The following is a 20,891-nucleotide window of genomic DNA, read 5'->3' as shown; positions in this document are numbered from 1 at the left end:
CACCCCTGCCGGCATTCCCTTTCCGACAAGTTGCGAAATAACTCCCTCTATATAGATAGGATAGCTAAACGGGTTAAATACAAGTATCATCCGCCAATCGTCATAAAACGTTCACAATTTCGTCACAATTAGAAGCCATCCCGAGAATAAGCCTTGACTTTTTCGGAATAACTTCGGATAGAACGCCACAAGCTAGGAAGCAGCCTGTGAGAAGTACATAAAATTACGTAGGATGTTCACATATCTTGTAATTCCTTCCAAGCCTTCCGTAGATATTCGTCACTTTCTTCTTGTGAAGGCTCTGCGCCTATTTTCGTTTCTAGCCGTGCAACCATGTAATTAATATCGTCGGTACTAACACCGTAGTCGATTAAACGGCTTTTAAGTTCTACATAAAAACGGCGTAAAGAGTGGGGCAACTTGGCATGGTATTCGTGGATTGTCCCAAGATGAAGTAAATACCTTTGCCTAGGCTTGCCCTCATCATTCCGATAACTCTCGGTTAAAACAACATCAAACGCTACTTTATTCCCTGGATTAAACCATTTATCAGCTAGATTACGCTTCTTCACTCGAATAAATATTATAAGTACCTCCTTAAATATGTAGTGCCTACGGAATGTGCGACGTGCTACTTTTCATAGTCACTACTTTTTTACTTTCTCCTTTTAAATTTACTTTTGTTGTACGTTTTCGGTACTAATTACTTATTTATATAGGGTAATCATTTAACGGACTGCAAAAGGCTAGGTTTTAACTTAGGCGGCTTTCATTGTTACCTCTACTAATACCATCGTAAAACACCCTGCCATTTTTCCGATAATCTGCGAAATATTTTCACCTCCCACTTATAACAACGAGAAAAGTGACGTCATTTTCCCGAAAAACCGCAAATTATTTTAGCCACTACTTGTGATTAACACGAAATAAATCCGATTTTATCCAAATTAAAATAATTCCGTCAATTTGGAACAAGAAAAAAGCCCGGTAAATCGTCAAGTTTCCGGGCTGTTGCTTTCAAATCGTTCGACTCGATGTAATACTTCATCATATCCGTTCTTAAATAGATCATAAAGCGGTAGAAGTTTCATTGAACGGTCTTTAACAATTTCCCTTTGCGATAATAATTCCGCCATTTCCTTCCCGTTTTCCTCAATATTTCCTCGCCTGCCTAACTCATTTAATCTGCGGTCAATAATCGAGTTTTGGTTGCGGTAATACTCGAAGTCCTCAACGATATTTTTGCGTAACTTTTCTAATTGTCCTAGGTAAATTCGATACTTATTATTCAATTGGTTCAACTAACACGCCTCCCCTTAAGTTGTTACTAAAGCCACATACAAGAATATTAACGTCATTCCGAATAGCACAATATAAAACCGGTCTACCTTGTCATAGTTCCGCCATTTCGTTATAATGCGATGTATAAGGACTGTCATGATATGCATCCCTTTCCGGCGGGAACTTACGCCAAAAAAGAAGCCCCGCCAAAAATTCCGCCTTGACTCCCCAAAGTCAGGGCTTTTTATGTTCTGCCGCCTTTTCTAATTCCACTGCCATTTCGTCGTAATGTTCTTCGTCCCAGTCCGTGCCGCCTTGATACTTCATAACTTCGATGAAATGTACGGGAATGTTATGTAATATGAAGTACCTTCTTTCAATCTCCGATAAGACTTCCGCAAAGATGTCTAGCCACTTATCGCCTTCTACTCCGACAATATCCCTGCGGGCGTCATACTTAAGCGCAAAGTAATTTTCGGCTAGTTCTCCGTTATCCATCGACTTAATTCCAAAGCGTCCACTTCCGGGCACTCCCGAATATGTTCCGTAAATACCTACCCGTAAATTTAATTCGTTTGTTTCCGGAATCCAGCTTTCATTCTCCGTTGTAACCGTAACCTCTTCCCCACTGATCCACTGAATTGCTACCGTATTAACTGCTATATTCGCCATTTTTTCTACTTCCCTTCTGATTATTTAATAGACCGTCAACCATTTCCGCCAACTCTGCGGCTTTCTCTTCGTTCCCTTCTATCCGGTAGGCTGTTGTGGCCTTGTGTATGGCCTCGACGATAACCGCCATTTCTCCGAATGAAGCCGTTATTTGGACGTTACTTCCGTTGTTTACTATTCGCATATATCCGTCCTCCCCTTTCCGTTTAATTAATTTTAAAATATTCGTTGGTTCCTTCGACAATAAACGTTTGCCCATTCGGAATTAAATCGAACCTTGCTCCGCATAAGCTGCATTTCGTTAGTAAACTAAACTCCGAATGTTTTACGTATTCATGCCAAGTATCTTTGCGACAATCGTTACAATATTCCTGCATGATCCTCGCCATATAACAGCCCTCCTTCACATTCGATAATTACGATTTTCGTAACCGTTAAACATAGTATAATTACGATTTTCGTAATTGTCAACGATTATTTACTAATTTCGTAATTTAATTTATAATTGACTTAACGAAGCATGGCGAAATTAAAACGAACTATTACGAAGGAGGCGAACCATGACGACACCCGAGCGAGTATTTACGATACATCTTGCGAAGTTATTAGAAGATAGGGGAATGACACAGGCGCAACTAGCGGACGTTACCGGAATAAGACGGGCGACTATAAATGACTTGTACCATAACCGAAGTAAGCAGATTCCCGTTAACGTTATCGTTCCGATAATAGAGGCGTTAAACTTAAATGGTATCGAGGAACTAATGTCGATGGTTCCAATTGAACCGACGGAAGGCGAACGAAGTAGCAGCGAAAATAGCAGTGATAAAAGTAACTTGTAAAGTAAATATAATTGACGGATAAAGGCGAAATTTTCGGCTTGCGAACGAGTTACTACTATATATAGGCGAAAATAACCGAACAAGATACTGTATATAGTACCAGCTAACGAACGTTTACATGTCTATGAGAAGTTGGGCGAGGGGTTGCGAAGTGTATGCGAAGAATTATCGGGCGCACTGTTCATGGGAGACAGACCCTGAAAAACTCGAGGGGGCTTCTTTCGTTCTATCAGGCGGCTTTACTTGAATAACCGCCCGATTCCTTTCCCGGTTATCTTCCCGAGAAGCCTTCGTCCTAACCGTTTTCCAATCTTACCTCTTCTGATTGCGTTCATATCGTTACTTATCCGAAGTAACTTATATATTAAGCGTTTCATTTCTTCCGCCTCCTTTATAATTTAAATTCACGTAAACTATTGTTGATTTCATCGGCTCTGATCCCTATATAACGTCGTGTAATAGCTTGGCTGCTATGGTTAAATATATCCGATAACATTACTAAGTCATTATACTGTCTGTAATAGTGATATCCGAAGGTTTTCCGAAGTGTATGCGTCCCTATGTCGTCCCTTCCGATAGACTCGGCGGCCGTCGTTAGTATGCGGTAGGCTTGCGTAGTAGAGATATGGTTGTCGCCTTTCCGGCTAGGGAATAACCAGCCTTCCGTCGGTTCTCCGATAGATTCGATATAGTCCGATATTTCCGCCATTAGATGCGCTAAGTTTATAATACGTTTCTTGTCCGTCTTTCCCTCCGATATGGCTAGGCTTGTTCGTCCCTTTACGTCCTCAATCCGAAGCGTTATTATATCACCTATCCGTAACCCCGTATTAATTCCGATATTGAATAGTAATAAATTCCGTTTAACATATGGCTTACTACTTGCTACTTGAATAGCCTCCCTAAATTCCTCTATTTCGTCCGCCGTTCTTAACGGTTGAACGTCTATAATCATACCTTTTTTACTTTTCGTACTCAATGAAATCATCGCCTTTCCGTTGTATTGTTTTAACTCTATTTCAACAATACCATACATTCATATTCAACGCAAGCAATTAACGCTATTGTTATCGTATTTCGAATGTATTCTTTTAACAATAGATTACATTCGCGGAATTAAGCGGGCATATCCGATTCAAGCGGGAATTGTCCGACTGAATTAAGCGGAATTGACGAATATTCTTCCGATTATGAACGGCGATAGCAGCCAAATTATAGGCGGATCAGGCACGGCAGAGACGAAGGATTATCCGCATATATCCGTAGCCTTAGCGGGTACAGGTAGGAACGAAAGCTATACGGCTACCTCCATCATGCTGCCGTACATGCTACCCTAACCGTGGGAGAGGACGGCTACAACGGTCACAAGACGGAGGAAGGACGATAGAAGGACGATAGAAGGACGGCACAAGGACGACGTGCAGGCAAGGGAGGGGAACGGGGCAAGAACGCCCTAGAACCGCCATACAACGCCTGTAACGGCTTAAACGATCAGGTTTCGACTGCCCTTTAATCGAACGCGCGCTCCCAAGAACAGGCGTCCCCTCCCCCGGGGCGTATGCGAACAAACGTTTTCCGTGGGTGTCCGAACATTTGCGTTAAAATTTTAAAAGTCGAAGGTAAAATATTTTCCGGAAAATTTTCGTAACTTCCGGCTCCTTGCCCGCTAGTTCCGCGTTCTCCGTATGCAACCTCGTTGCCTCTTCTTCCAACCGCTCTCTTTCCGCCTGTTCCGCCCTTAACTGACGTTTCAAGTCGCGCAATTCCTTAACGGTCATTTCGACGGGCGTCTTAGTTTCGCCTTTTGACGTAGTATGTTCGGCTTCTCGTTGTTCGGGCGGAAGGGTTGCGATTTCGTATAAGGCTCGAAGTCCTAAACGTGGGTACGTACCCACATCTTCGGAAAGTTCCTCGAATACACGTATGAACTTATTTGCGGTACTTCGGTCTATACCGACCTCGCCTTCGCACCATCTCGCCCATTCCCTATGCGCCAAGTCGTTTTCCTTTACGTGTTTCAATCTGCGTCCAATCTCGATTTCTCGCCGCGACATTTCCGTAGGCTTTTTCACTTCTCCGGAAGGAAGTTCGTATTCTTTCGTAAGTTCTTCGTCAGAGAATGATGTTAGTGCCTCTAGTACCGTTATTGACTTCGGTAAAACAGACTCCGGAGTCCGTTTTGAAAAACGATCATATACCGCAACGAACCTGCTCGCATGTCTTTGCGTCATTCCGATACTTTCAAGCCACTCCGTCCATTCCCCGTGAGCCAAGTCGTTTTCCTTAACGTGTTTCAACCGCCTGCCTATCTCGAAGATTGCTTCGCCCGCTATGCTAGCCAATCGAAGTAAACGGAATCCTTACGCCCAATCCTTCGACTAATTTCGCCTGTTAGCTTCTGCCATGCGGAATATAACAAGCCCGGAAGACTGCGAACTTGACCCAGCTTATATTTTCGAATCACGTTATAAAACACGTCTACATACTCGCTCCCATAGTCTTCCAGCGTTATTCTACGGTCTATTGACGCCTTTGCCCGTAAAAGAATGCCGTAGGTATCGTACAAGCCCCTAGCGTCGAAATATGGCGTCAATGCTTCGTAAATGGTTTCTGGAATGGCGGTACTTAGTCCGCGCTTGCTCGCTGCTTTTCCGTCTAGTTCCCCGTCTCTAGTACGTGTATTAGATATATTGCGATTGCATAAAGGTTCATTCTCAAAATGTCGGCGCTTGTCCGTTGTCTCCGTTGCTTCCTCGTCGGCTGCAGGCTCTGACATCCGTTCTGCCATTTGCTCGGAATCAAACGGGAGAATCTGAATAATACTCGCTCCCCTTCCGCCTGACTTCGGCCGGATCATTCCTATGCGGCGAATAATACCTAACGACTCTAGGCGCTTCAATACCCGCGCTATGGTACGTACTGACTTCGATACGCCTTCCGCAATAGTTCCGACCTTCAGATGACTAGCGCCCGAATACTTAACGGAATACCTAGCGATAAAGCGAAGTATATTCCGATCCGTTGCGTTTAATTTGTCTGCGTGTGCTTGCTCGTGTTGCTTGACGTGGTAATTTAACTCTTGCGTATTATTGAACGTTTGATAATTCGATAGATAATTTAAGTTAGAATTCATTTCGATTGCCTCCGAATCTTCGATAGATTTGTGAGGCGCACAAAAAACGTATGTTCTATTTTATGGCGTACTTAAATAAGCCTTGCCTTTTCCGAATTTTTTCGATACAATTACTTTAACCGTGTAGTGTATCGGAATTCGTTTTATACGTTTTCCGGTGCGCTCTTTTTTTTTTTTTTGTCTAAAAATTTAACTAAATATCTAAATTGTTTAGCGGTGAATGTCTCTGATACTTCGCCCCGACTTCGTTGTCGGTAAAGTCTAAATACGCTTGCTGCGTAACTTCTACACTAGAATGACCTAGGATTCGGCTTAAAGTCGCCCAATCCCCACCGTTAAGTAAGTAATACTTTGCAAAGTTGTTCCGTAACTGGTGCGGTTGAACGTTTAGTCCGACTAACCGACCGTGCTTCCGGAATGACGTTTCTATTGCCCGAATGTCAAGCTTGTTACCTCGGATTGACGGGAAAACATAAGCGCTATCGCTGTACCTATCGCGATACTCAAGCCATGATTTCAAGTTCCGGCTCGTCTTCTTCGAAAAGTAGACGAACCTATCCCGCTTGCTCTTGGTATGGCGTAGGAGTAATGCGCAATTTCTGATATCGATGTCGGACGGTACAATTTCGCTTAACTCGCCTACTCTTGCGCCCGTATCGAGAATAAGCCTCGCAAATATCCAATCGCGGAAGCCGTGGAACGTAGTAACGTCAAATGCTCGAAAAAACATAGCAAGTTCATTCTCCGATAGCAACGGCTTAACTTTCCTCTGCGGTTTAATCTTCTGAATATCGATACAAGGATTAATCCGGATCACTTTTTCACGATAGAGGTAAGAGAAAAAGGCGTTTATATTCCGCTGGTAATTCGCTAACGTCGTTTCACTGACTTTCTTTCCGTAGTCCGGGCGGTTGTGCGGGCTATTTATCTTTGCGGAACTATCGTCTGCTAATGCCTTGTACTTGCCACGTTCTCGGACGTAATTAAAGTAAGCGCGAATATGTTCGGCCTTTACCTTATCGGCTCGCGTGATTCCGTGTTCATCTGTTAAGTACCGTTGAAATAGTCGAAGAGTCTGATCGTAACTCCGCATTGTCTTAACGGACAAGCCTCGAGCGTTACAGTCCATCATGTAATGGTCAATTTCGAATAACATATCGTGCATACGTTGCACCCTCCCTTTCTTTTTGAACGCAAAAAAGCGCGTCACCCTACCGGAATTACTTTCCGATAAAGTGACGCGCTTTCTTACTCTCCGTATATTCGTTTATAGGATTCCGTTCCTAGTTTATCGCTTTATTTGTGCGGCAGACTTACCGCAAACGTTGACGTGACGGGCTTAACTGACCTGATGTTCAAGCCTAAGTCGGTCCGCGACCATCGCGATGAATTCACTATTCGTAGGTTTTGCTTTAGAAATATTAATTGTATAACCGAATAATGCCGAAATTGAGTCAATGTTGCCCCTACTCCAAGCAACTTCTATCGCATGACGAATCGCCCGTTCTACTCTTGAGGCCGTTGTGTTATATTTTTTTGCAATTTGCGGATAAAGCGTTTTCGTAATTGCTCCCAATAAGTCGATATTATTATAAACCATTGTAATTGCCTCTCGTAAATACATATACCCTTTAATATGTGCAGGTACTCCAACTTCGTGAATAATATTTGTGATGCTTGCTTCTAGGTTATGTGTTTTGTTCGTTTTTTTCGGTTTCCTTACCTTTGCTTTGAAATTATCGGTATTTGTACTGATTGTTCGGATTCGGTCTGCTAAATGGTCCAAATCAAATGGTTTTAAAATGAAATAAGAAGCACCGAATTCGACTGCTTTTTTCATTACTTCTTCCTGGCCGAACGCAGTTAACATAATGACTTGTGGTGTTTTATTCAATTCCATGGTACGCAATTGATTCAGCACTGCAATTCCATCGATATGTGGCATAATAATATCTAATATAAGTATATCGGGTTCTAAAACCTCCAACATTTCTAGGCATTCTCTGCCATTGGATGCTGTACCGATTACTTCAATATCATCTTGACCTTCAAAATATTCCTCCATCAACGTGATTAATTCCGGGTTATCATCGACTAAACATACTGAAATACTTTCCACTTTACGAATCCTCCTTATTTTTACTCTTCCCTCTTACATATTCTACAAAAGATATTATTATCCTTCTTTATTTTAAAGAATTTGCATATTTTTATATTTCTCTATTATCTCTACATTTACCTTTATATACCGAGCATTTTCGACAAATTTATTCGACTCGTTTCGACAAAAATCATTACTTAATTTCAAGGGGATTAAAGCAGTATAATCATAATTGCGTTCATTCATCGTAAGTGTGTGTAACTTACTTCTGGAGGTCCGCAGTCCAAACACCTCTCGCTTTCCGCAGGCGGCTGGTGAGCCTCCTCGGGCTGTCGCCCTGCGGGGTCTCACCTAAGCCTATCCTCCTGCAGGAGTCTCGAGGTGTTTGGACTGCTCCGGGGAAAGGCTTGATTTGGGCACTATTTTTCATTTAGAATGAGGAAGCCTATTATGGACGGATATTTCCATTAATAATAATCCTCTCTACCAGTTCAGTTGCCCGGAGGACGGTGACTCCTGCGGGAAAGCGGAGACGATGAGACCCCGCAGGAAGTGCCTTTCTTCCGAGACAGACTAAGATCGCCATGTCCTGTGGCAACGTCTGCATTAGCACGTCCTGTGCGTCGAGGATCAGCGCGGAGCTCTAGGATGCGCATCCGTCCTCCGGGCAACTGAACGGCGATTAGAGATCTAGCTAAGAGAACGTACTAAACACTTACGCTGAATGAAAGCAGAAAGAACTTGCAACAGGGGGCCTGTTACAAGTTCTTGGTCAACTTGCTTGTGCAATGGTTTCTTCTTTCTCGTTAATGGTTATTCCTGCATCATTTAGCATCCATTCGATATGAACGCCATAACCGGATGTTGGATCATTTACGAATACGTGTGTTACGGCGCCTACTATCTTCCCATCCTGGATAATTGGACTGCCGCTCATTCCTTGGACGATTCCGCCTGTTTTTTCGAGTAGACGAGGATCGGTTATTTTAATAACCATCCCTTTAATATCTGGTTTTTCTTGGGGGGTCGAACTGACGATTTCAATGTCAAATTCTTCCACTTTTTCATCAGCAACAACAGTCAATATTTTTGCTGGACCTTCTTTTACCTCATCTGAACGTGTAATTGGTAATGGCTCATCGTATTTATCATTTGTTATTTTTGATTCAAGCACACCAAAAATACCATGTGGTGTATTTTTCACAATGCTTCCGATCACATTCCGGTCTGCGGAAAATCTTGCCTGTTTCTCTCCGGGTGTACCTTGGTTACCTTTTTCGATATGGACGACGGATGACCGAACGATCCTCCCTTTCATTAACTCAATTGGTTTTTTTGTATCCATATCGGAAATTACATGCCCGAGCGCACCGTATCGCTTGCTCACTGGATCATGGAAGGTCATTGTTCCTATTCCCGCTGCGGAGTCCCTAATATAAAGCCCAATTTTGTACTCCTGATCACGTTCATCTTGTACAGGTTGTAATGATGTGTCGAGTGTCTCATTACCCCTTTTCAGTTTAATCTTTAGAGCTTCATTTTGTTTTCCTGCAGCGTTTACTAATGGTTTGATCTGACTCATATCTTTAATTGGCTTACCATTAATTTCGACGATCATATCGCCTATCAATACTTTTGCATCCTGCCCAGGGGATAATGCCCCTTCTTTACCTTGAATGGAATGATGTCCAACTACAAGCACTCCTACTGTTTCCAGCTGAACACCGATCGATTGACCACCTGGAATAAGTTTAATGTCTTCATCCCTTTGTATCGGTTCTAATGAACTGCTTTCTTCCGCTGAAGCGGTTTTAAGTGAAATCAGATTCGAAAAAACATCATGAACCATAGGCTTCGCATCAGAATGTGAAAGTCCCCCTGTTAGAAACGGATTTGTAAAGGAAAGGAGAAATAAGAAGCTGGCGAATAGTGTAAAGGTATGTTGTATCCATTGTCTCTTTGTTTTTTTCATGTATATTAACACCCCTCGCATCTCACCCATACCAATTTTTTTTCTGTACTTCTAATTTGAGCGAAGCAGGCCTTTTTTAAACTGGTGATTCATAAGTGAAATGCTTAAGTTTACCTTGCATAAAGTAATGACGTTCAGAAGAGGCTAATTTATAATGATATGAGAAAAAAACATTAAAAAAAGCCGGTGCTGTTAGTTTCCGGCTAATCCACAATATTATTCCTGATGATCTTTTAACTTGAATATATCGGCAAGGTCAAGCATTTCCTTTGCATGTTCTTTTGCTGTTTCTGTCAGTTCCGTTCCAGTTATCATCCGACTCAATTCCTCCATTTGTTCATCTGGACTTAGTTCGGTAACAGTGGTTGAAGTCCTGTCATCCTTTTCATGTTTTTCAATTAATTTATGCGTATCGGCCATGGCAGCAACTTGTGGTAAATGGGTAATACAGAGAACTTGGGAAGCGTTAGATATTTCATATATTTTCTCAGCAATTGCCTGGGCAACGCGTCCACTTACACCTGTATCAACTTCATCAAAAATAACACTTGTGACTCCTTGATGTTTTGCGAAGATTTTTTTCAGAACGAGCATAATTCTGGATAATTCTCCACCTGAAGCTACTTTTGTCAGTTCTTTAAGCGGTTCCCCTGGATTTGTTGAAATCATAAAACGAATCGTATCATATCCGTCTTTATGGAGTTTTGGATGGTCCGTTTCATTGTCAAAGCTAATTTGAAACTTTGCTTTCTCCAAATATAAGCTTTTTAATTCTGAATGGATTTCTTTTACAAGTGCATTTGCAGCTTTTTTTCTTAAATGGTGTAGCTCTTTTGCTTCCAACCTCGCGTCTTTCTCTATTTCTTCAATTTCTTCCACAAGAGCGGTCAGGTGAAAGTCTTTATTCGTTATTTCTTCCAATTCTTCTTCTATTTTGGCCATATATGTCTGCATTTCATTTACCGTCGCGCCATATTTCTTCTTCAATCGATTCAGTTCATTAAGTCTTGCTTCAATTTCATTCAGTCGTTCCGGATTATATTGCAATTGGTCGATATAATTTCGTAAATCAAAAGCCATTGTCTCAAGAGAATAATAATAGTTCGTAATTTCTTCGGCTTTTTCATCAATAAACGGATCAATTTTTTCATGCTCACTCAAAGAGAGCATCGCATGATTTATCCATTCTAGTCCTCTTCCATCCCCATACAATGCATTATAAGCATTTTGAAGCGCTGTATGGACGTTCTCAAAGTTGGCTAAGGAATTTCTTTCTTTTTCCAGAATTTCATCTTCATCTGGGACAAGATTGGCCTGTTCCAATTCTTGTAATTGGAAAGATAATAAATCTTGACGGTGAGCGATTTCTTGCTCATTTTCATTTAATTGTTTGTAGCGTTGTTGTAACTTTCGCAGTCTGTCGTAAAGATTCGTGTATTCTTCTTTTGCCTGCTTGATTTGCTCATAGTCATACAAGTCAAGTAGATGAATATGGTTGTCCGCATCCATCAGGGACTGGGTTTCGTGCTGGCTATGTATATCGATGAGCGTTTTACCGAATTCACGAAGAATTGCGAGTGTCACCAATTTACCATTCACACGGCAAATACTTTTCCCACTTTTTGTAATTGTTCGTTCTAAGACAACCTGTTCATCGGTTATTTCAATACCGTATTGTCTGCCAACTGCATAAATAGGATGTTCCATTGATTCAATGGAGAATAATCCTTCGATATCTGCCTTATTTGTTTTATGACGGACATATTCAACAGAACCGCGACCACCTGCAAGTAATTGGATGGCATCAATAATAATTGATTTCCCTGCTCCTGTCTCACCAGAAAGCACCGTTAATCCTTCATTAAATGTAATGGAGATTTGATCAATAATTGCAAAGTTTCGAATAGATAATTCTGTCAGCATGAATCATTCACCTCTTCCTTCATCCAAGTTAAAGCATGCGTATGAAGCGGTTTTTTATTTTCTCGGCATCATTTTCTTTTCGACAGATGATTAAACATGTATCATCTCCACAAATTGTTCCCATTATCTCTTCCCATTCGAGGTTATCAATTAACACTCCGATGGCGTTAGCGTTTCCCGGTAATGTTTTTAAAACAACGAAATGATTCGCATGGTCAATATTAACGAAAGCATCGACAATTAGCCTTTTTAATTTTTCTTCCGGATTAAATCGTAAATCTGCCGGTAAGCTATATTTATATTTTCCAGATAATGTAGGCACTTTCACTAGGTGCAGTTCCTTAATATCACGTGAGACAGTTGCTTGAGTCACATTATAGCCGAGTGCTTTCAACTCATCAACGAGTTCATCTTGAGTCTCGATTTCATGCTCATTAATTAATTCGCGAATTTTAATATGACGTTGGATTTTACTCATCTTCCGGCCTCCATTCTTACTAAATGTTGATGTGCTTGCTCGACAACTTTTTCAAAAGGGGGTATATCAGGTTTTTCTTTTTGTTCCGAGAGATATTTAAAATGGGCGAGAAATTCTACATTCCCTTGACTACCGGTTATTGGAGAATACGTAATACCATGCAGGATAAAGTTTTCGCCTGCAGCAAAACGAATGACCTGTTCAAGCACTTCTACATGGACTTGCTTTTCCCGAACAATTCCTCCTTCACCGACTTGCTCTTTACGCGCTTCAAATTGGGGCTTGATTAAAGCTACGACATCATTTTCCTCGTCTAAGAGATATTTGAGCACAGGTAATATCAGGCGTAAAGATATAAAGGAGACATCAATCGAAGCGAAATTTGGTATTGTATTTAGCATATCTTTCGTCACATAGCGGAAATTCGTCCGTTCCATAACGACGACCCGCTTATCATTGCGTAATTTCCAATCAAGTTGGTTGTAGCCTACGTCGATTGCATAGCTTAATTTAGCACCATGCTGGAGTGCGCAATCGGTAAATCCGCCTGTCGATGACCCTATATCAAGGATTGTTTTTCCTTCCAGATTCAAATCGAACTGCTGGATTGCCTTCTCCAACTTCAATCCGCCGCGACTGACATAGGATTTATTTTTTTGTTTTATACGGATTGGCATGTCTGGATCAATTTTTACACCTGGTTTATCAAGCCGTTCGTGTTCAGAAAAAACCAATCCAGCCATAATCAGACGCTTTGCCAAGTCTGTGTTCTCCACTAAGTTACGTTCTACAAGTAATTCATCTAAACGTTTTTTTGTCATCTTCATTTCCTTTACTTTTAACTATCATTCATATTAATAAGCTTTTCTGGTTTATTATACATCAAATGACTCATATTCTGAAATAGAATACCTCCATAGAATAGAAAAACAGCCGCTCACTTTTATGCTGAACGGCTGAATCTTCTTACTTACTTAATGGTCACGATTGCTGATATAGTCAATCAGTGCTTTTAGTTGGGAATCAATTGCACCTGCTTGTTCAAGAGATGCTAATGCTTTTTCCACATAGATCTCTTTTTGTTTGATTGCCCCTTCTAAGCCAAGAAGTTTCGGGTATGTACTCTTATTATTATTTACATCACTTCCTACAGGTTTACCTAGTGCTTCCTCTATTCCTGTAATATCTAAAATATCGTCTTGAACTTGGAAGATCAGCCCTAGATAATGGGCAAAGCGTGTAAGGTGTGTCAATTGTTCTTCTGTCGCTCCCCCTAAATAAGCACCAGCATAAACGGCGAATTTTAATAATTCTCCCGTTTTAAGTTCGTGGATTTTTTCAAGTTGTTCTAGCGGGACGGATATGTCTTCATTTTCAGCTTGCATATCGAGAATTTGACCGGCCACCATACCAAGTGGTCCACTTGCAATTGCAATTTTCCCTGTTAGTTCCACTTTTTCACGATCGGTAAGGAGTGGTTCGTTCGCAATTAAAGCAAAGCTATGTGTCAATAGACCGTCGCCTGCTAAAATAGCCGTTGCCTCATCGAATTTCTTATGATTCGTCAGTTGTCCGCGCCGGTAATCATCGTCATCCATTGCAGGCAAATCATCGTGAATTAAGGAGTATGTATGAATCATTTCTAGGGCGATAGCTGTAGAAAGTGTCTTTTCAACAGCGGTACCATAAGCTTCAAAACTTGCGAGCAAAAGAACCGGTCGAATTCTTTTCCCGCCTGCTTGAAGGGAATAAAGCATTGAAGCCTTTAATTGATCAGGAATCGGAAGTTTAGTTAATCGTGTTTCCATTTCATTTTCAATTAAATCTTTCTGCTGTCTCAAATAAGCTTCCAGATTAACCTGGTCCATGCTAGACTTCCCCTTCCACATCAAAGTTTGTGATTTCTCCATGCTCATTTAAAATTTTTGCCATTTTATCTTGGACAGAATTAATTTTATCACTGCATATTTTCGATAAAATCATCCCCTCCTGATAATAATCAATTGCTTGTTCCAAAGGAACGTCTCCCGTTTCAAGTTTCCCTACTATTTTTTCTAACTTTTCCATCGCTTCCTCGAAGGATAGTTCCATGTTTTTCTCCGTCATTTGAAGTCTCCTTTACTGATAGTACTTGTGCATGGATTGTGCCGTCCGTTAATTTTACTGCCAGTTGTTCTTTTTCCTTAATATGCGTTACAGACTTCAGTAATTGTCCATCCGCAGTATAAGGTAATGCAAAGCCACGTTTCAAGATTTCTAATGGGTTTACTAAACTAAGCTTATCCAGTAAATTCCCGAGTTCGCGGCGATGGTAATCAACGGTTTGATTCATGTAGCGGTTATTCTTCATTGTAAGTTCAGTTATTCTCTTTTCTGCTTCATCGATTCGCTCTTTGGGATGCTGCACTGATAGACGTCTCATAACTGTTTTATAGGCCATTGCGGCATCGTTTACTTGCAACCTTAATGTTCGTTCTAGTGCCTCCATTTGCTGATCCAACTCCTGCTCTTTCTGCCTAATGAGCTCTTTTGGATAACGAAAAGCATAGGAATTAAGCGCGTTGTTAAGCCGGCGTGTTTCCTGGTCCAATAATTGGTTCACTTCACGGGTTAATCTTCGGTTGAGCAGTTGAAGATTATTTCTTAATTCCGCTTGAGACGGAACCGCAAGCTCTGCTGCACCCGTTGGAGTCGGTGCTCTTAAGTCTGCTACAAAGTCACTAATCGTCGTGTCTGTTTCATGTCCGACAGCAGAAATAACTGGAATCCGAGATTCGTAGATTGCACGGGCAACGATCTCTTCGTTAAAACTCCATAGTTCCTCAATCGAACCACCGCCTCTACCGACAATTAATGTATCAAAGTTCATCCGATTAGCTGTTTCAATTCCCCGTTTTATCGAACTCGCCGCTTCTGGTCCTTGAACAAGAACCGGGATAACTACTACTTCAACTAATGGATAACGTCTCTGAATAGTCGTAATGATATCCCTTACCGCTGCACCCGTCGGCGAAGTAATCACACCGATTCGCTTCGGATATGCTGGAATTCGTTTTTTATGAGCCGAGGAAAAGTAACCTTGCTGTTCCAGCTTGACCTTCAATTGTTCATAAGCTAAATATAAAGCCCCGATTCCATCCGGTTCCATTGTATTAATATACAGCTGATATTGCCCGGCAGCTTCATATACACTGACATTTCCGCGAATCAGTACTTTCATTCCGCTCTCCGGGGTAAATTTTAAATAACGGTTGTTCCCGGCAAACATGACTGCTTGGATCCTCGTCTGTTCATCTTTTATCGTCATATACATATGTCCACGGCTATGATGTTTAAAGTTCGATATCTCACCACGCAGCCAAATTTGTTGCAAATGTTGATCAATATCGAGTTTCCGCTTAATATATTTCGTTAGGGCCGTTACCGTTAAATATTTATCATTCAATACTTGTCAGTCCTTTAGCCGCTTTAATTGTATTAGAGAGAAGCATTGTAATTGTCATTGGACCAACCCCTCCCGGAACTGGTGTAATATACCCGGCCTTCTCCACTACTTCAGCAAAGTCGACATCACCAGTTAGTTTTCCTTCTTGTGTCCGGTTAATCCCAACATCGATGATGACCGCACCCTCTTTGACGTCCTCTTGCTTAATAAAGTTTTCTTTCCCGATTGCAACGATCAGAATGTCAGCCGCTTGTGTATATTTTTGCATATTCTCTGTTTTTGAATGACAATAGGTGACCGTTGCATTTTCATTCAATAACAGCTGTCCGACTGGTTTCCCAACGATATTACTGCGGCCGATAATGACAGCATGCTTCCCTTCAATCTCAACTCCTTTTGATTTGATCATTGTAATGATCCCATAGGGTGTACATGGTAAAAAGCTGTCCTCTCCTGTCATCATCTTACCGATATTAATCGGATGGAAGCCGTCCACATCTTTTTTCGGGTTAATCCGATCAATTACTTTCTGTTCATTAATTTGGTCTGGCAATGGTAATTGAACTAAAATACCATGAACCGCATCATTGTCATTTAGTTCATCAAGTAATGCCAACAGATCCGCTTCTGTTGTCTCGACAGGTAAAGTGATTACTTCAGAATCCATCCCAATTTCGGCTGCAGCCCTTTCTTTCCCTTTAACATAAGATAATGATGCAGGATTATCGCCGACAAGGACAACGACCAACTTTGGGATAAGATTTTTCACTTTCAGTCTTTCGATTTCTTTTGCTAAATCTTGTTTTATTTCTGAAGCTAATTCTTTTCCACTAATAATTTCAGCAGTCATGATTCATTTCCTCTCTTTTCTATATTGGATAACACACCATTAATGAATCTCCCCGACTTCTCATCGCCGAAACGTTTCCCTAGTTCGACGGCCTCATTAATTGAGACATTAAGCGGGATATCTTCCAGATGCTTTATTTCAAATGTCGCCAATCGCAAAATCGTTCGCTCTACTGCCGCTATACGATCTAGGCTCCAATTCTCCAAATGGTTAGCAATTATTTCATCTAAAGAGGATTTCTTGTCTATCACACCTTGAATTAATTGGTTAAGAAACGGATCATTCCCCTGTTCCTCAACATATTCCTGAATGCTGCCTTCATGGACTTCACAATTGATATCTATTTGAAACAGAAACTGGAATGCTTTTTCTCTTGCTTCGCTTCGTTTCATGCTTTTACTCCTTCTAATGTTCTTTTCTAAAGTGAAACTTCAATCAGCGGGGATTCTCCTTATCCCACTGTTAGGTGAACAAATCTGGGTGTTACCATCCGTTATCTTCCACCTAAACTCCCTGGTACATTCTGAAGTTTTACATTGGGTATACGACAGATGTTACACCGGAACAAATGATAAGAAGGCCAAAGTATTCCGCTCTGGCCTGTTTGTTTACTCATTATGTTTAGCTTGCTGTTCCTTTTCATCCATATTGATTCCGACTACATGTATATTTATTTCGGCAATATCAAGTTGAGTCATTGTTTTTAAGCTTTGTCGGATAGTTGTTTGCAATGATTGGGCTACCTTCGGGATAGAGATGCCGAAGTCTAAAATACAATACACATCAATTGTGATCCCATCGTCCGTGAGTTCAACTTTAATACCTTTACTATGTGTCTGCTTTCCTAAACGTTCTGCAACACCAGATGCAAAGGTACCACGCATGGCATATAAACCTTTCACTTCTGTCGCAGCGATTCCAGCAATTACTTCAATCACCTCTGGAGCAATTTCCACTCTTCCTAAAGACAAATCATTACTAACATTTAATAATGGTTGTTCACTCATGAAATCACACCTTTTATAGAAAGTTGTTGTTCTATTTCTCTACAATCGGGTTCTCTTCTAAAAAGTTCGTATTAAAATCCCCGTGCTGGAAAACGTCATGGTCCATTATTTGCCGGTGGAAAGGAATTGTCGTATAAATTCCTTCAATAACGAATTCATCAAGTGCCCGCTTCATTTTCTTGATCGCTTCTTCTCTTGTTGGTGCATAGGATATAAGTTTGGCTATCATGGAATCATAATACGGCGGTATAGTATACCCGGTATATGCTTGAGAATCCACGCGGATACCCAAGCCGCCAGGGGCAAGATACATATCGATTTTACCTGCCGAGGGCATGAAGTTCTTATACGGATCCTCCGCATTAATCCGACATTCAATTGCCCAGCCGTCAAATGTGATATCCGTTTGTTGCAGGCTCAACTTTTCATTATTTGCCACCTTAATTTGTTCTTTAATGAGGTCTACTCCTGTCACCATTTCTGTGACTGGATGTTCTACTTGTATTCTTGTATTCATTTCCATAAAATAGAACTCCTCTGTCTGACGGTCGAAGATGAATTCTATCGTTCCAGCACCAACATAATCAACTGCTTTAGCTGCACTAACTGCTGCTTGCCCCATCTTCTCTCTAATCTCTGACGAAACCGCTGGTGAGGGAGTTTCTTCGATTAATTTTTGCAGGCGTCTTTGAACTGTGCAATCACGCTCTCCTAAGTGAATAATATTCCCGTGTTTATCTGCTAGAACTTGAATTTCCACATGCCGGAAGTCCTCAATGAATTTCTCAAGGTAAACACCAGGATTCCCGAATGCTGTCTCTGCTTCTTTTTGTGTTACGCGGATCCCCTTAACAAGTTCTTCTTCATTTCTCGCGAAACGGATACCTTTACCTCCACCACCTGCTGTAGCTTTGATAATAACTGGATAGCCGATTTTTTCCGCGATTTCAATCCCTTCTTTTTCACTTTCGATGATTCCGTCAGAACCAGGCACAATCGGAACATTGGCCTGTTTCATCGTTTCCCGGGCCACATCTTTAATTCCCATTTTCTGAATTGCTTCAGCTGTTGGACCGATAAAGCTTATATTACATTCCTCACACATCTCCGCAAAATCAGCATTCTCAGCGAGAAACCCATAGCCTGGGTGGATTGCATCCACATCTCTCGAGGTTGCTACACTTAATATATTCGTAAAGTTAAGATAGCTGTCCTTACTTAAGGTAGGTCCGATACAATATGCTTCATCTGCTAGTTGCACATGTAAAGATTCTCTGTCTGCTTCTGAATAGACTGCCACGGTTTCTATTCCCATTTCATGGCAAGCTCTAATAATTCGAACAGCAATCTCTCCTCTGTTCGCAATTAACACTTTCTTAATCAATTACTCCATCCCCTTATTTTTTCTTTACCCGGAATAGTGGTTGACCATATTCCACAAGCTCGCCATTTTCCACGAGCACTTCTACGATTTCTCCACTTACTTCTGCTTCAATTTCGTTAAATAGTTTCATTGCTTCGACAATACAAACAATGGAATTTGAATCGACTTTGCTGCCGACTGTAACGTATGGATCGTCTTCCGGAGATGGTGATTCATAGAACGTACCGACCATTGGTGAAACAATTTCAAAGTCATAATCGCTGTTTTCTGCTTTTACTTCTTGTTTTTCTTCAATTATTTCCGCTTGTTTCTCGATTGCTTGTTCTTGAACTGGCTCGCTTTGTCGTTGTATTTGTACAGCGGTAGTTTCTGTTACTTGTGATGGTTCATTTACTACAGTTGTCGCTCCATGAGTTCCTTTTTTTAGTGACACGGATGTACCGTTCGTTTCATAATTAAATTCTGTAATAGATGATTGATCAATTAATTTAATAATTTCCCGAATTTCTTGTACTTTAAGCATATAAAAACGCACCCCTTATTCATTTTGATATACGATACTATACATTTTACTTAAATTTCGCTAACATGTCCAAGTTGTAAATATGTAGTATTCTTCTTTTATTTTATCATTATATCAGTAGTGCATAATGATAGCTATCAAAAATGTAACGAACCCCTCAACCACGCGAATGAATTAGTGTTCACTTTCATTCTACGTAAGTGTGTGCAACTTACTTCTGGAGGTCCGCAGTCCAAACACCTCTCGCTTTCCGCAGGCGGCTGGTGAGCCTCCTCGGGCTGTCGCCCTGCGGGGTCTCACCTAGGCCTATCCTCCTGCAGGAGTCTCGAGGTGTTTGGACTGCTCCGAGGAAAGGCGTGATTTGGATTACTGTTTAATATTCCAAAAGTACAATCCTTATCATAACGGAATAATTTCTTTTTAAAATAATCCTTTAGACCAGTTCAGTTGCCCGGCGGACGGTGACTCCTACGGGAATAGCACGAGTCCGAAGACCCCGCAGGAAGCGGTTTTCTTCCGAGGAGGCTGAGGCCGTGCCCGTGGAAAGCATCCGTCCGCCGGGCAACTGAACGGTAATTAGAACGCCAATAAAATGAATGCTCAAAATACTTACGCTGAATGAAAGTGTTTGGTAAGTTCCTGTTGGTTGTTAGGGATACAGCAAGAAATCCAGACGTTGGGGCGTCTGGATTGGGTGGGTCGTTTTTGGTTTTGGGAATGATTAGTAATTGACTTCGACTGGAATGTCACGGTCGAATTCGTCTCTTACCATTTGCATGATCCGCAAGGCTTCTTCATCGGATAATTCATCTGCTCGGACATGTACATGAACCTTTTCGCCAGCAGTGTTTCTCACTAACACATCTTCATATCCGGCTTCAGCAAGTATTGATTCCTCGAGAATTTCTTCCTTCATCTCCACTGTCTCTATTTCATCAATTCCTTCTAATGCACTATTTTTTTCTTCGATACTTGCTGAACCAGAAGCTACGATCGACTCAAGGCGGGATCTTTCCCTGCTCCGGTCATCTTGCACCTTCATACGAATCGTTGTAAATAATTCATCCTCAGCAACATTTGTAATATCGGTAACCTCTGCTTCAGCCAATTCTTCTGAAGTGGAATCTGTTTCAGCTACGTCTTCTTTTAATTCATCTTCTTGATTAATAAAGGCTAGGTCACCTTCATTCGGCGACATAATATAATACACACTCAACACAATTAATAAACTTAACATCGTCAACAACCAAACCGTCTGTTTTTTTAACATCATTCTCCTC

28 protein-coding genes are annotated in these 20,891 nt (G+C 41.2%); 2 read left to right on the top strand and 26 right to left on the bottom strand.

All coding sequences use genetic code 11. From position 1 onward, the window contains the following. Positions 1-236: 236 nt before the first annotated feature. From SPD53_RS01315 to SPD53_RS01295, 5 genes are all read right to left on the bottom strand, one after another. On the bottom strand, positions 237-572 hold the full coding sequence (locus tag SPD53_RS01315) for a hypothetical protein (protein WP_336251427.1): 336 nt from the start codon (positions 570-572) through the stop codon (positions 237-239). A 423-nt stretch (positions 573-995) separates the two neighbouring features. Continuing rightward, positions 996-1,301 (bottom strand): hypothetical protein, encoded by a 306-nt coding sequence (locus SPD53_RS01310; protein WP_336251426.1) that lies wholly within the window; start codon positions 1,299-1,301, stop codon positions 996-998. 214 nt (positions 1,302-1,515) lie between these two features. Beyond that, the gene (locus tag SPD53_RS01305; RefSeq protein WP_336251425.1) at positions 1,516-1,953 is read right to left on the bottom strand and encodes a hypothetical protein; all 438 of its coding nucleotides are present in this window, start codon (positions 1,951-1,953) and stop codon (positions 1,516-1,518) included. Next, complete coding sequence (locus SPD53_RS01300) at positions 1,934-2,137, bottom strand: hypothetical protein (protein WP_336251424.1); 204 nt, start codon at positions 2,135-2,137, stop codon at positions 1,934-1,936. The genes SPD53_RS01305 and SPD53_RS01300 overlap by 20 nt, the downstream gene beginning before the upstream one ends. 22 nt (positions 2,138-2,159) lie before the next feature. Next, the gene (locus SPD53_RS01295; protein WP_336251423.1) at positions 2,160-2,342 is read right to left on the bottom strand and encodes a hypothetical protein; all 183 of its coding nucleotides are present in this window, start codon (positions 2,340-2,342) and stop codon (positions 2,160-2,162) included. Between the two features lie 171 nt (positions 2,343-2,513). Here SPD53_RS01295 and SPD53_RS01290 point away from each other — a divergent pair, with 171 nt between their 5' ends. Continuing rightward, a complete protein-coding gene (locus tag SPD53_RS01290; protein WP_336251422.1) occupies positions 2,514-2,795 on the top strand; it encodes a helix-turn-helix domain-containing protein in 282 nt (93 codons plus the stop codon). A 239-nt stretch (positions 2,796-3,034) separates the two neighbouring features. Here SPD53_RS01290 and SPD53_RS01285 read toward each other — a convergent pair whose 3' ends face one another. Continuing rightward, entirely contained in the window at positions 3,035-3,172 is a 138-nt protein-coding gene (locus SPD53_RS01285) for a hypothetical protein (protein ID WP_336251421.1), read from the bottom strand. A gap of 14 nt (positions 3,173-3,186) precedes the next feature. Further along, positions 3,187-3,831: a tyrosine-type recombinase/integrase gene (locus SPD53_RS01280; protein WP_442946267.1), complete on the bottom strand. Its 645-nt coding sequence runs from the start codon at positions 3,829-3,831 to the stop codon at positions 3,187-3,189. A 154-nt stretch (positions 3,832-3,985) separates the two neighbouring features. Between SPD53_RS01280 and SPD53_RS01275 the strand changes: the two genes are divergently transcribed. Further along, positions 3,986-4,132 carry a hypothetical protein gene (locus tag SPD53_RS01275; RefSeq protein WP_336251420.1) on the top strand — a complete coding sequence of 49 codons (147 nt, stop codon included), beginning with the start codon at positions 3,986-3,988 and terminating at the stop codon, positions 4,130-4,132. Between the two features lie 261 nt (positions 4,133-4,393). Here SPD53_RS01275 and SPD53_RS01270 read toward each other — a convergent pair whose 3' ends face one another. The 19 genes from SPD53_RS01270 to SPD53_RS01180 all read right to left on the bottom strand — a co-directional run bounded on the left by SPD53_RS01270 (position 4,394) and on the right by SPD53_RS01180 (position 20,881). Next, the gene (locus tag SPD53_RS01270; protein WP_336251419.1) at positions 4,394-5,137 is read right to left on the bottom strand and encodes a DUF3102 domain-containing protein; all 744 of its coding nucleotides are present in this window, start codon (positions 5,135-5,137) and stop codon (positions 4,394-4,396) included. After that, positions 5,125-5,928 carry a helix-turn-helix domain-containing protein gene (locus SPD53_RS01265; RefSeq protein ID WP_336251418.1) on the bottom strand — a complete coding sequence of 268 codons (804 nt, stop codon included), beginning with the start codon at positions 5,926-5,928 and terminating at the stop codon, positions 5,125-5,127. Before SPD53_RS01265 ends, SPD53_RS01270 begins: the two co-directional genes overlap by 13 nt. 193 nt (positions 5,929-6,121) lie before the next feature. Then, entirely contained in the window at positions 6,122-7,093 is a 972-nt protein-coding gene (locus tag SPD53_RS01260; RefSeq protein WP_336251417.1) for a tyrosine-type recombinase/integrase, read from the bottom strand. A gap of 174 nt (positions 7,094-7,267) precedes the next feature. Beyond that, entirely contained in the window at positions 7,268-8,047 is a 780-nt protein-coding gene (gene spo0A, locus SPD53_RS01255; RefSeq protein ID WP_156855960.1) for a sporulation transcription factor Spo0A, read from the bottom strand. Between the two features lie 72 nt (positions 8,048-8,119). After that, the gene (locus tag SPD53_RS01250) at positions 8,120-8,380 is read right to left on the bottom strand and encodes a hypothetical protein (RefSeq protein ID WP_336251416.1); all 261 of its coding nucleotides are present in this window, start codon (positions 8,378-8,380) and stop codon (positions 8,120-8,122) included. 97 nt (positions 8,381-8,477) lie between these two features. Continuing rightward, complete coding sequence (locus SPD53_RS01245) at positions 8,478-8,636, bottom strand: hypothetical protein (protein WP_336251415.1); 159 nt, start codon at positions 8,634-8,636, stop codon at positions 8,478-8,480. Between the two features lie 165 nt (positions 8,637-8,801). Further along, positions 8,802-10,001: a SpoIVB peptidase gene (spoIVB, locus tag SPD53_RS01240; RefSeq protein WP_336251414.1), complete on the bottom strand. Its 1,200-nt coding sequence runs from the start codon at positions 9,999-10,001 to the stop codon at positions 8,802-8,804. A gap of 216 nt (positions 10,002-10,217) precedes the next feature. Further along, positions 10,218-11,924: a DNA repair protein RecN gene (recN, locus tag SPD53_RS01235; protein WP_188856809.1), complete on the bottom strand. Its 1,707-nt coding sequence runs from the start codon at positions 11,922-11,924 to the stop codon at positions 10,218-10,220. Positions 11,925-11,952: 28 nt separating this feature from the next. Continuing rightward, positions 11,953-12,402, bottom strand: coding sequence for a transcriptional regulator AhrC/ArgR (ahrC, locus tag SPD53_RS01230; protein ID WP_156855963.1), 450 nt, complete (start codon positions 12,400-12,402; stop codon positions 11,953-11,955). Further along, positions 12,399-13,229 carry a TlyA family RNA methyltransferase gene (locus SPD53_RS01225; protein ID WP_156855964.1) on the bottom strand — a complete coding sequence of 277 codons (831 nt, stop codon included), beginning with the start codon at positions 13,227-13,229 and terminating at the stop codon, positions 12,399-12,401. Before SPD53_RS01225 ends, ahrC begins: the two co-directional genes overlap by 4 nt. 147 nt (positions 13,230-13,376) lie before the next feature. Next, positions 13,377-14,270: a polyprenyl synthetase family protein gene (locus SPD53_RS01220; protein ID WP_336251412.1), complete on the bottom strand. Its 894-nt coding sequence runs from the start codon at positions 14,268-14,270 to the stop codon at positions 13,377-13,379. A gap of 1 nt (position 14,271) precedes the next feature. Further along, positions 14,272-14,469 carry an exodeoxyribonuclease VII small subunit gene (xseB, locus tag SPD53_RS01215; protein WP_336251411.1) on the bottom strand — a complete coding sequence of 66 codons (198 nt, stop codon included), beginning with the start codon at positions 14,467-14,469 and terminating at the stop codon, positions 14,272-14,274. Next, positions 14,435-15,847, bottom strand: coding sequence for an exodeoxyribonuclease VII large subunit (gene xseA / locus SPD53_RS01210; RefSeq protein ID WP_336251410.1), 1,413 nt, complete (start codon positions 15,845-15,847; stop codon positions 14,435-14,437). The genes xseB and xseA overlap by 35 nt, the downstream gene beginning before the upstream one ends. Further along, on the bottom strand, positions 15,840-16,697 hold the full coding sequence (folD, locus tag SPD53_RS01205; protein ID WP_188856812.1) for a bifunctional methylenetetrahydrofolate dehydrogenase/methenyltetrahydrofolate cyclohydrolase FolD: 858 nt from the start codon (positions 16,695-16,697) through the stop codon (positions 15,840-15,842). Before folD ends, xseA begins: the two co-directional genes overlap by 8 nt. Continuing rightward, a complete protein-coding gene (gene nusB, locus SPD53_RS01200) occupies positions 16,694-17,089 on the bottom strand; it encodes a transcription antitermination factor NusB (RefSeq protein ID WP_156855969.1) in 396 nt (131 codons plus the stop codon). Before nusB ends, folD begins: the two co-directional genes overlap by 4 nt. 216 nt (positions 17,090-17,305) lie before the next feature. Continuing rightward, positions 17,306-17,704, bottom strand: coding sequence for an Asp23/Gls24 family envelope stress response protein (locus SPD53_RS01195; RefSeq protein ID WP_156855970.1), 399 nt, complete (start codon positions 17,702-17,704; stop codon positions 17,306-17,308). 31 nt (positions 17,705-17,735) lie between these two features. Continuing rightward, a complete protein-coding gene (gene accC, locus SPD53_RS01190) occupies positions 17,736-19,088 on the bottom strand; it encodes an acetyl-CoA carboxylase biotin carboxylase subunit (protein WP_336251409.1) in 1,353 nt (450 codons plus the stop codon). 13 nt (positions 19,089-19,101) lie between these two features. Continuing rightward, positions 19,102-19,611 carry an acetyl-CoA carboxylase biotin carboxyl carrier protein gene (accB, locus tag SPD53_RS01185; RefSeq protein WP_156855972.1) on the bottom strand — a complete coding sequence of 170 codons (510 nt, stop codon included), beginning with the start codon at positions 19,609-19,611 and terminating at the stop codon, positions 19,102-19,104. 721 nt (positions 19,612-20,332) lie between these two features. Beyond that, positions 20,333-20,881, bottom strand: a complete 549-nt coding sequence (locus tag SPD53_RS01180) for a SpoIIIAH-like family protein (protein WP_336251408.1) — start codon at positions 20,879-20,881, stop codon at positions 20,333-20,335. Between the last annotated feature and the right edge of the window lie 10 nt (positions 20,882-20,891).

Source organism: Oceanobacillus sp. MO10714A (genome assembly GCF_037072045.1).
GTDB lineage: Bacteria > Bacillota > Bacilli > Bacillales > Amphibacillaceae > Oceanobacillus > Oceanobacillus indicireducens.
Note: the sequence above shows the minus strand (reverse complement) of the source record. Positions and strands in the feature narration are given on the sequence as shown.

What these genes read in the sequence shown, in the direction of transcription:
- SPD53_RS01220 (WP_336251412.1), bottom strand. Translation starts at nt 14,270, where the DNA reads ATGGACCAGGTTAATCTGGAAGCTTATTTGAGACAGCAGAAAGATTTA.
- ahrC (WP_156855963.1), bottom strand. Translation starts at nt 12,402, where the DNA reads ATGAGTAAAATCCAACGTCATATTAAAATTCGCGAATTAATTAATGAG.
- SPD53_RS01245 (WP_336251415.1), bottom strand. Translation starts at nt 8,636, where the DNA reads ATGCAGACGTTGCCACAGGACATGGCGATCTTAGTCTGTCTCGGAAGA.
- nusB (WP_156855969.1), bottom strand. Translation starts at nt 17,089, where the DNA reads ATGAAACGAAGCGAAGCAAGAGAAAAAGCATTCCAGTTTCTGTTTCAA.
- SPD53_RS01290 (WP_336251422.1), top strand. Translation starts at nt 2,514, where the DNA reads ATGACGACACCCGAGCGAGTATTTACGATACATCTTGCGAAGTTATTA.
- accB (WP_156855972.1), bottom strand. Translation starts at nt 19,611, where the DNA reads ATGCTTAAAGTACAAGAAATTCGGGAAATTATTAAATTAATTGATCAA.
- SPD53_RS01195 (WP_156855970.1), bottom strand. Translation starts at nt 17,704, where the DNA reads ATGAGTGAACAACCATTATTAAATGTTAGTAATGATTTGTCTTTAGGA.
- SPD53_RS01280 (WP_442946267.1), bottom strand. Translation starts at nt 3,831, where the DNA reads ATGTATGGTATTGTTGAAATAGAGTTAAAACAATACAACGGAAAGGCG.
- SPD53_RS01275 (WP_336251420.1), top strand. Translation starts at nt 3,986, where the DNA reads ATGAACGGCGATAGCAGCCAAATTATAGGCGGATCAGGCACGGCAGAG.
- SPD53_RS01295 (WP_336251423.1), bottom strand. Translation starts at nt 2,342, where the DNA reads ATGGCGAGGATCATGCAGGAATATTGTAACGATTGTCGCAAAGATACT.
- spoIVB (WP_336251414.1), bottom strand. Translation starts at nt 10,001, where the DNA reads ATGAAAAAAACAAAGAGACAATGGATACAACATACCTTTACACTATTC.
- SPD53_RS01305 (WP_336251425.1), bottom strand. Translation starts at nt 1,953, where the DNA reads ATGGCGAATATAGCAGTTAATACGGTAGCAATTCAGTGGATCAGTGGG.
- SPD53_RS01285 (WP_336251421.1), bottom strand. Translation starts at nt 3,172, where the DNA reads ATGAAACGCTTAATATATAAGTTACTTCGGATAAGTAACGATATGAAC.
- SPD53_RS01260 (WP_336251417.1), bottom strand. Translation starts at nt 7,093, where the DNA reads ATGCACGATATGTTATTCGAAATTGACCATTACATGATGGACTGTAAC.
- folD (WP_188856812.1), bottom strand. Translation starts at nt 16,697, where the DNA reads ATGACTGCTGAAATTATTAGTGGAAAAGAATTAGCTTCAGAAATAAAA.
- SPD53_RS01300 (WP_336251424.1), bottom strand. Translation starts at nt 2,137, where the DNA reads ATGCGAATAGTAAACAACGGAAGTAACGTCCAAATAACGGCTTCATTC.
- xseB (WP_336251411.1), bottom strand. Translation starts at nt 14,469, where the DNA reads ATGGAAAAGTTAGAAAAAATAGTAGGGAAACTTGAAACGGGAGACGTT.
- SPD53_RS01225 (WP_156855964.1), bottom strand. Translation starts at nt 13,229, where the DNA reads ATGAAGATGACAAAAAAACGTTTAGATGAATTACTTGTAGAACGTAAC.
- recN (WP_188856809.1), bottom strand. Translation starts at nt 11,924, where the DNA reads ATGCTGACAGAATTATCTATTCGAAACTTTGCAATTATTGATCAAATC.
- SPD53_RS01180 (WP_336251408.1), bottom strand. Translation starts at nt 20,881, where the DNA reads ATGTTAAAAAAACAGACGGTTTGGTTGTTGACGATGTTAAGTTTATTA.
- SPD53_RS01265 (WP_336251418.1), bottom strand. Translation starts at nt 5,928, where the DNA reads ATGAATTCTAACTTAAATTATCTATCGAATTATCAAACGTTCAATAAT.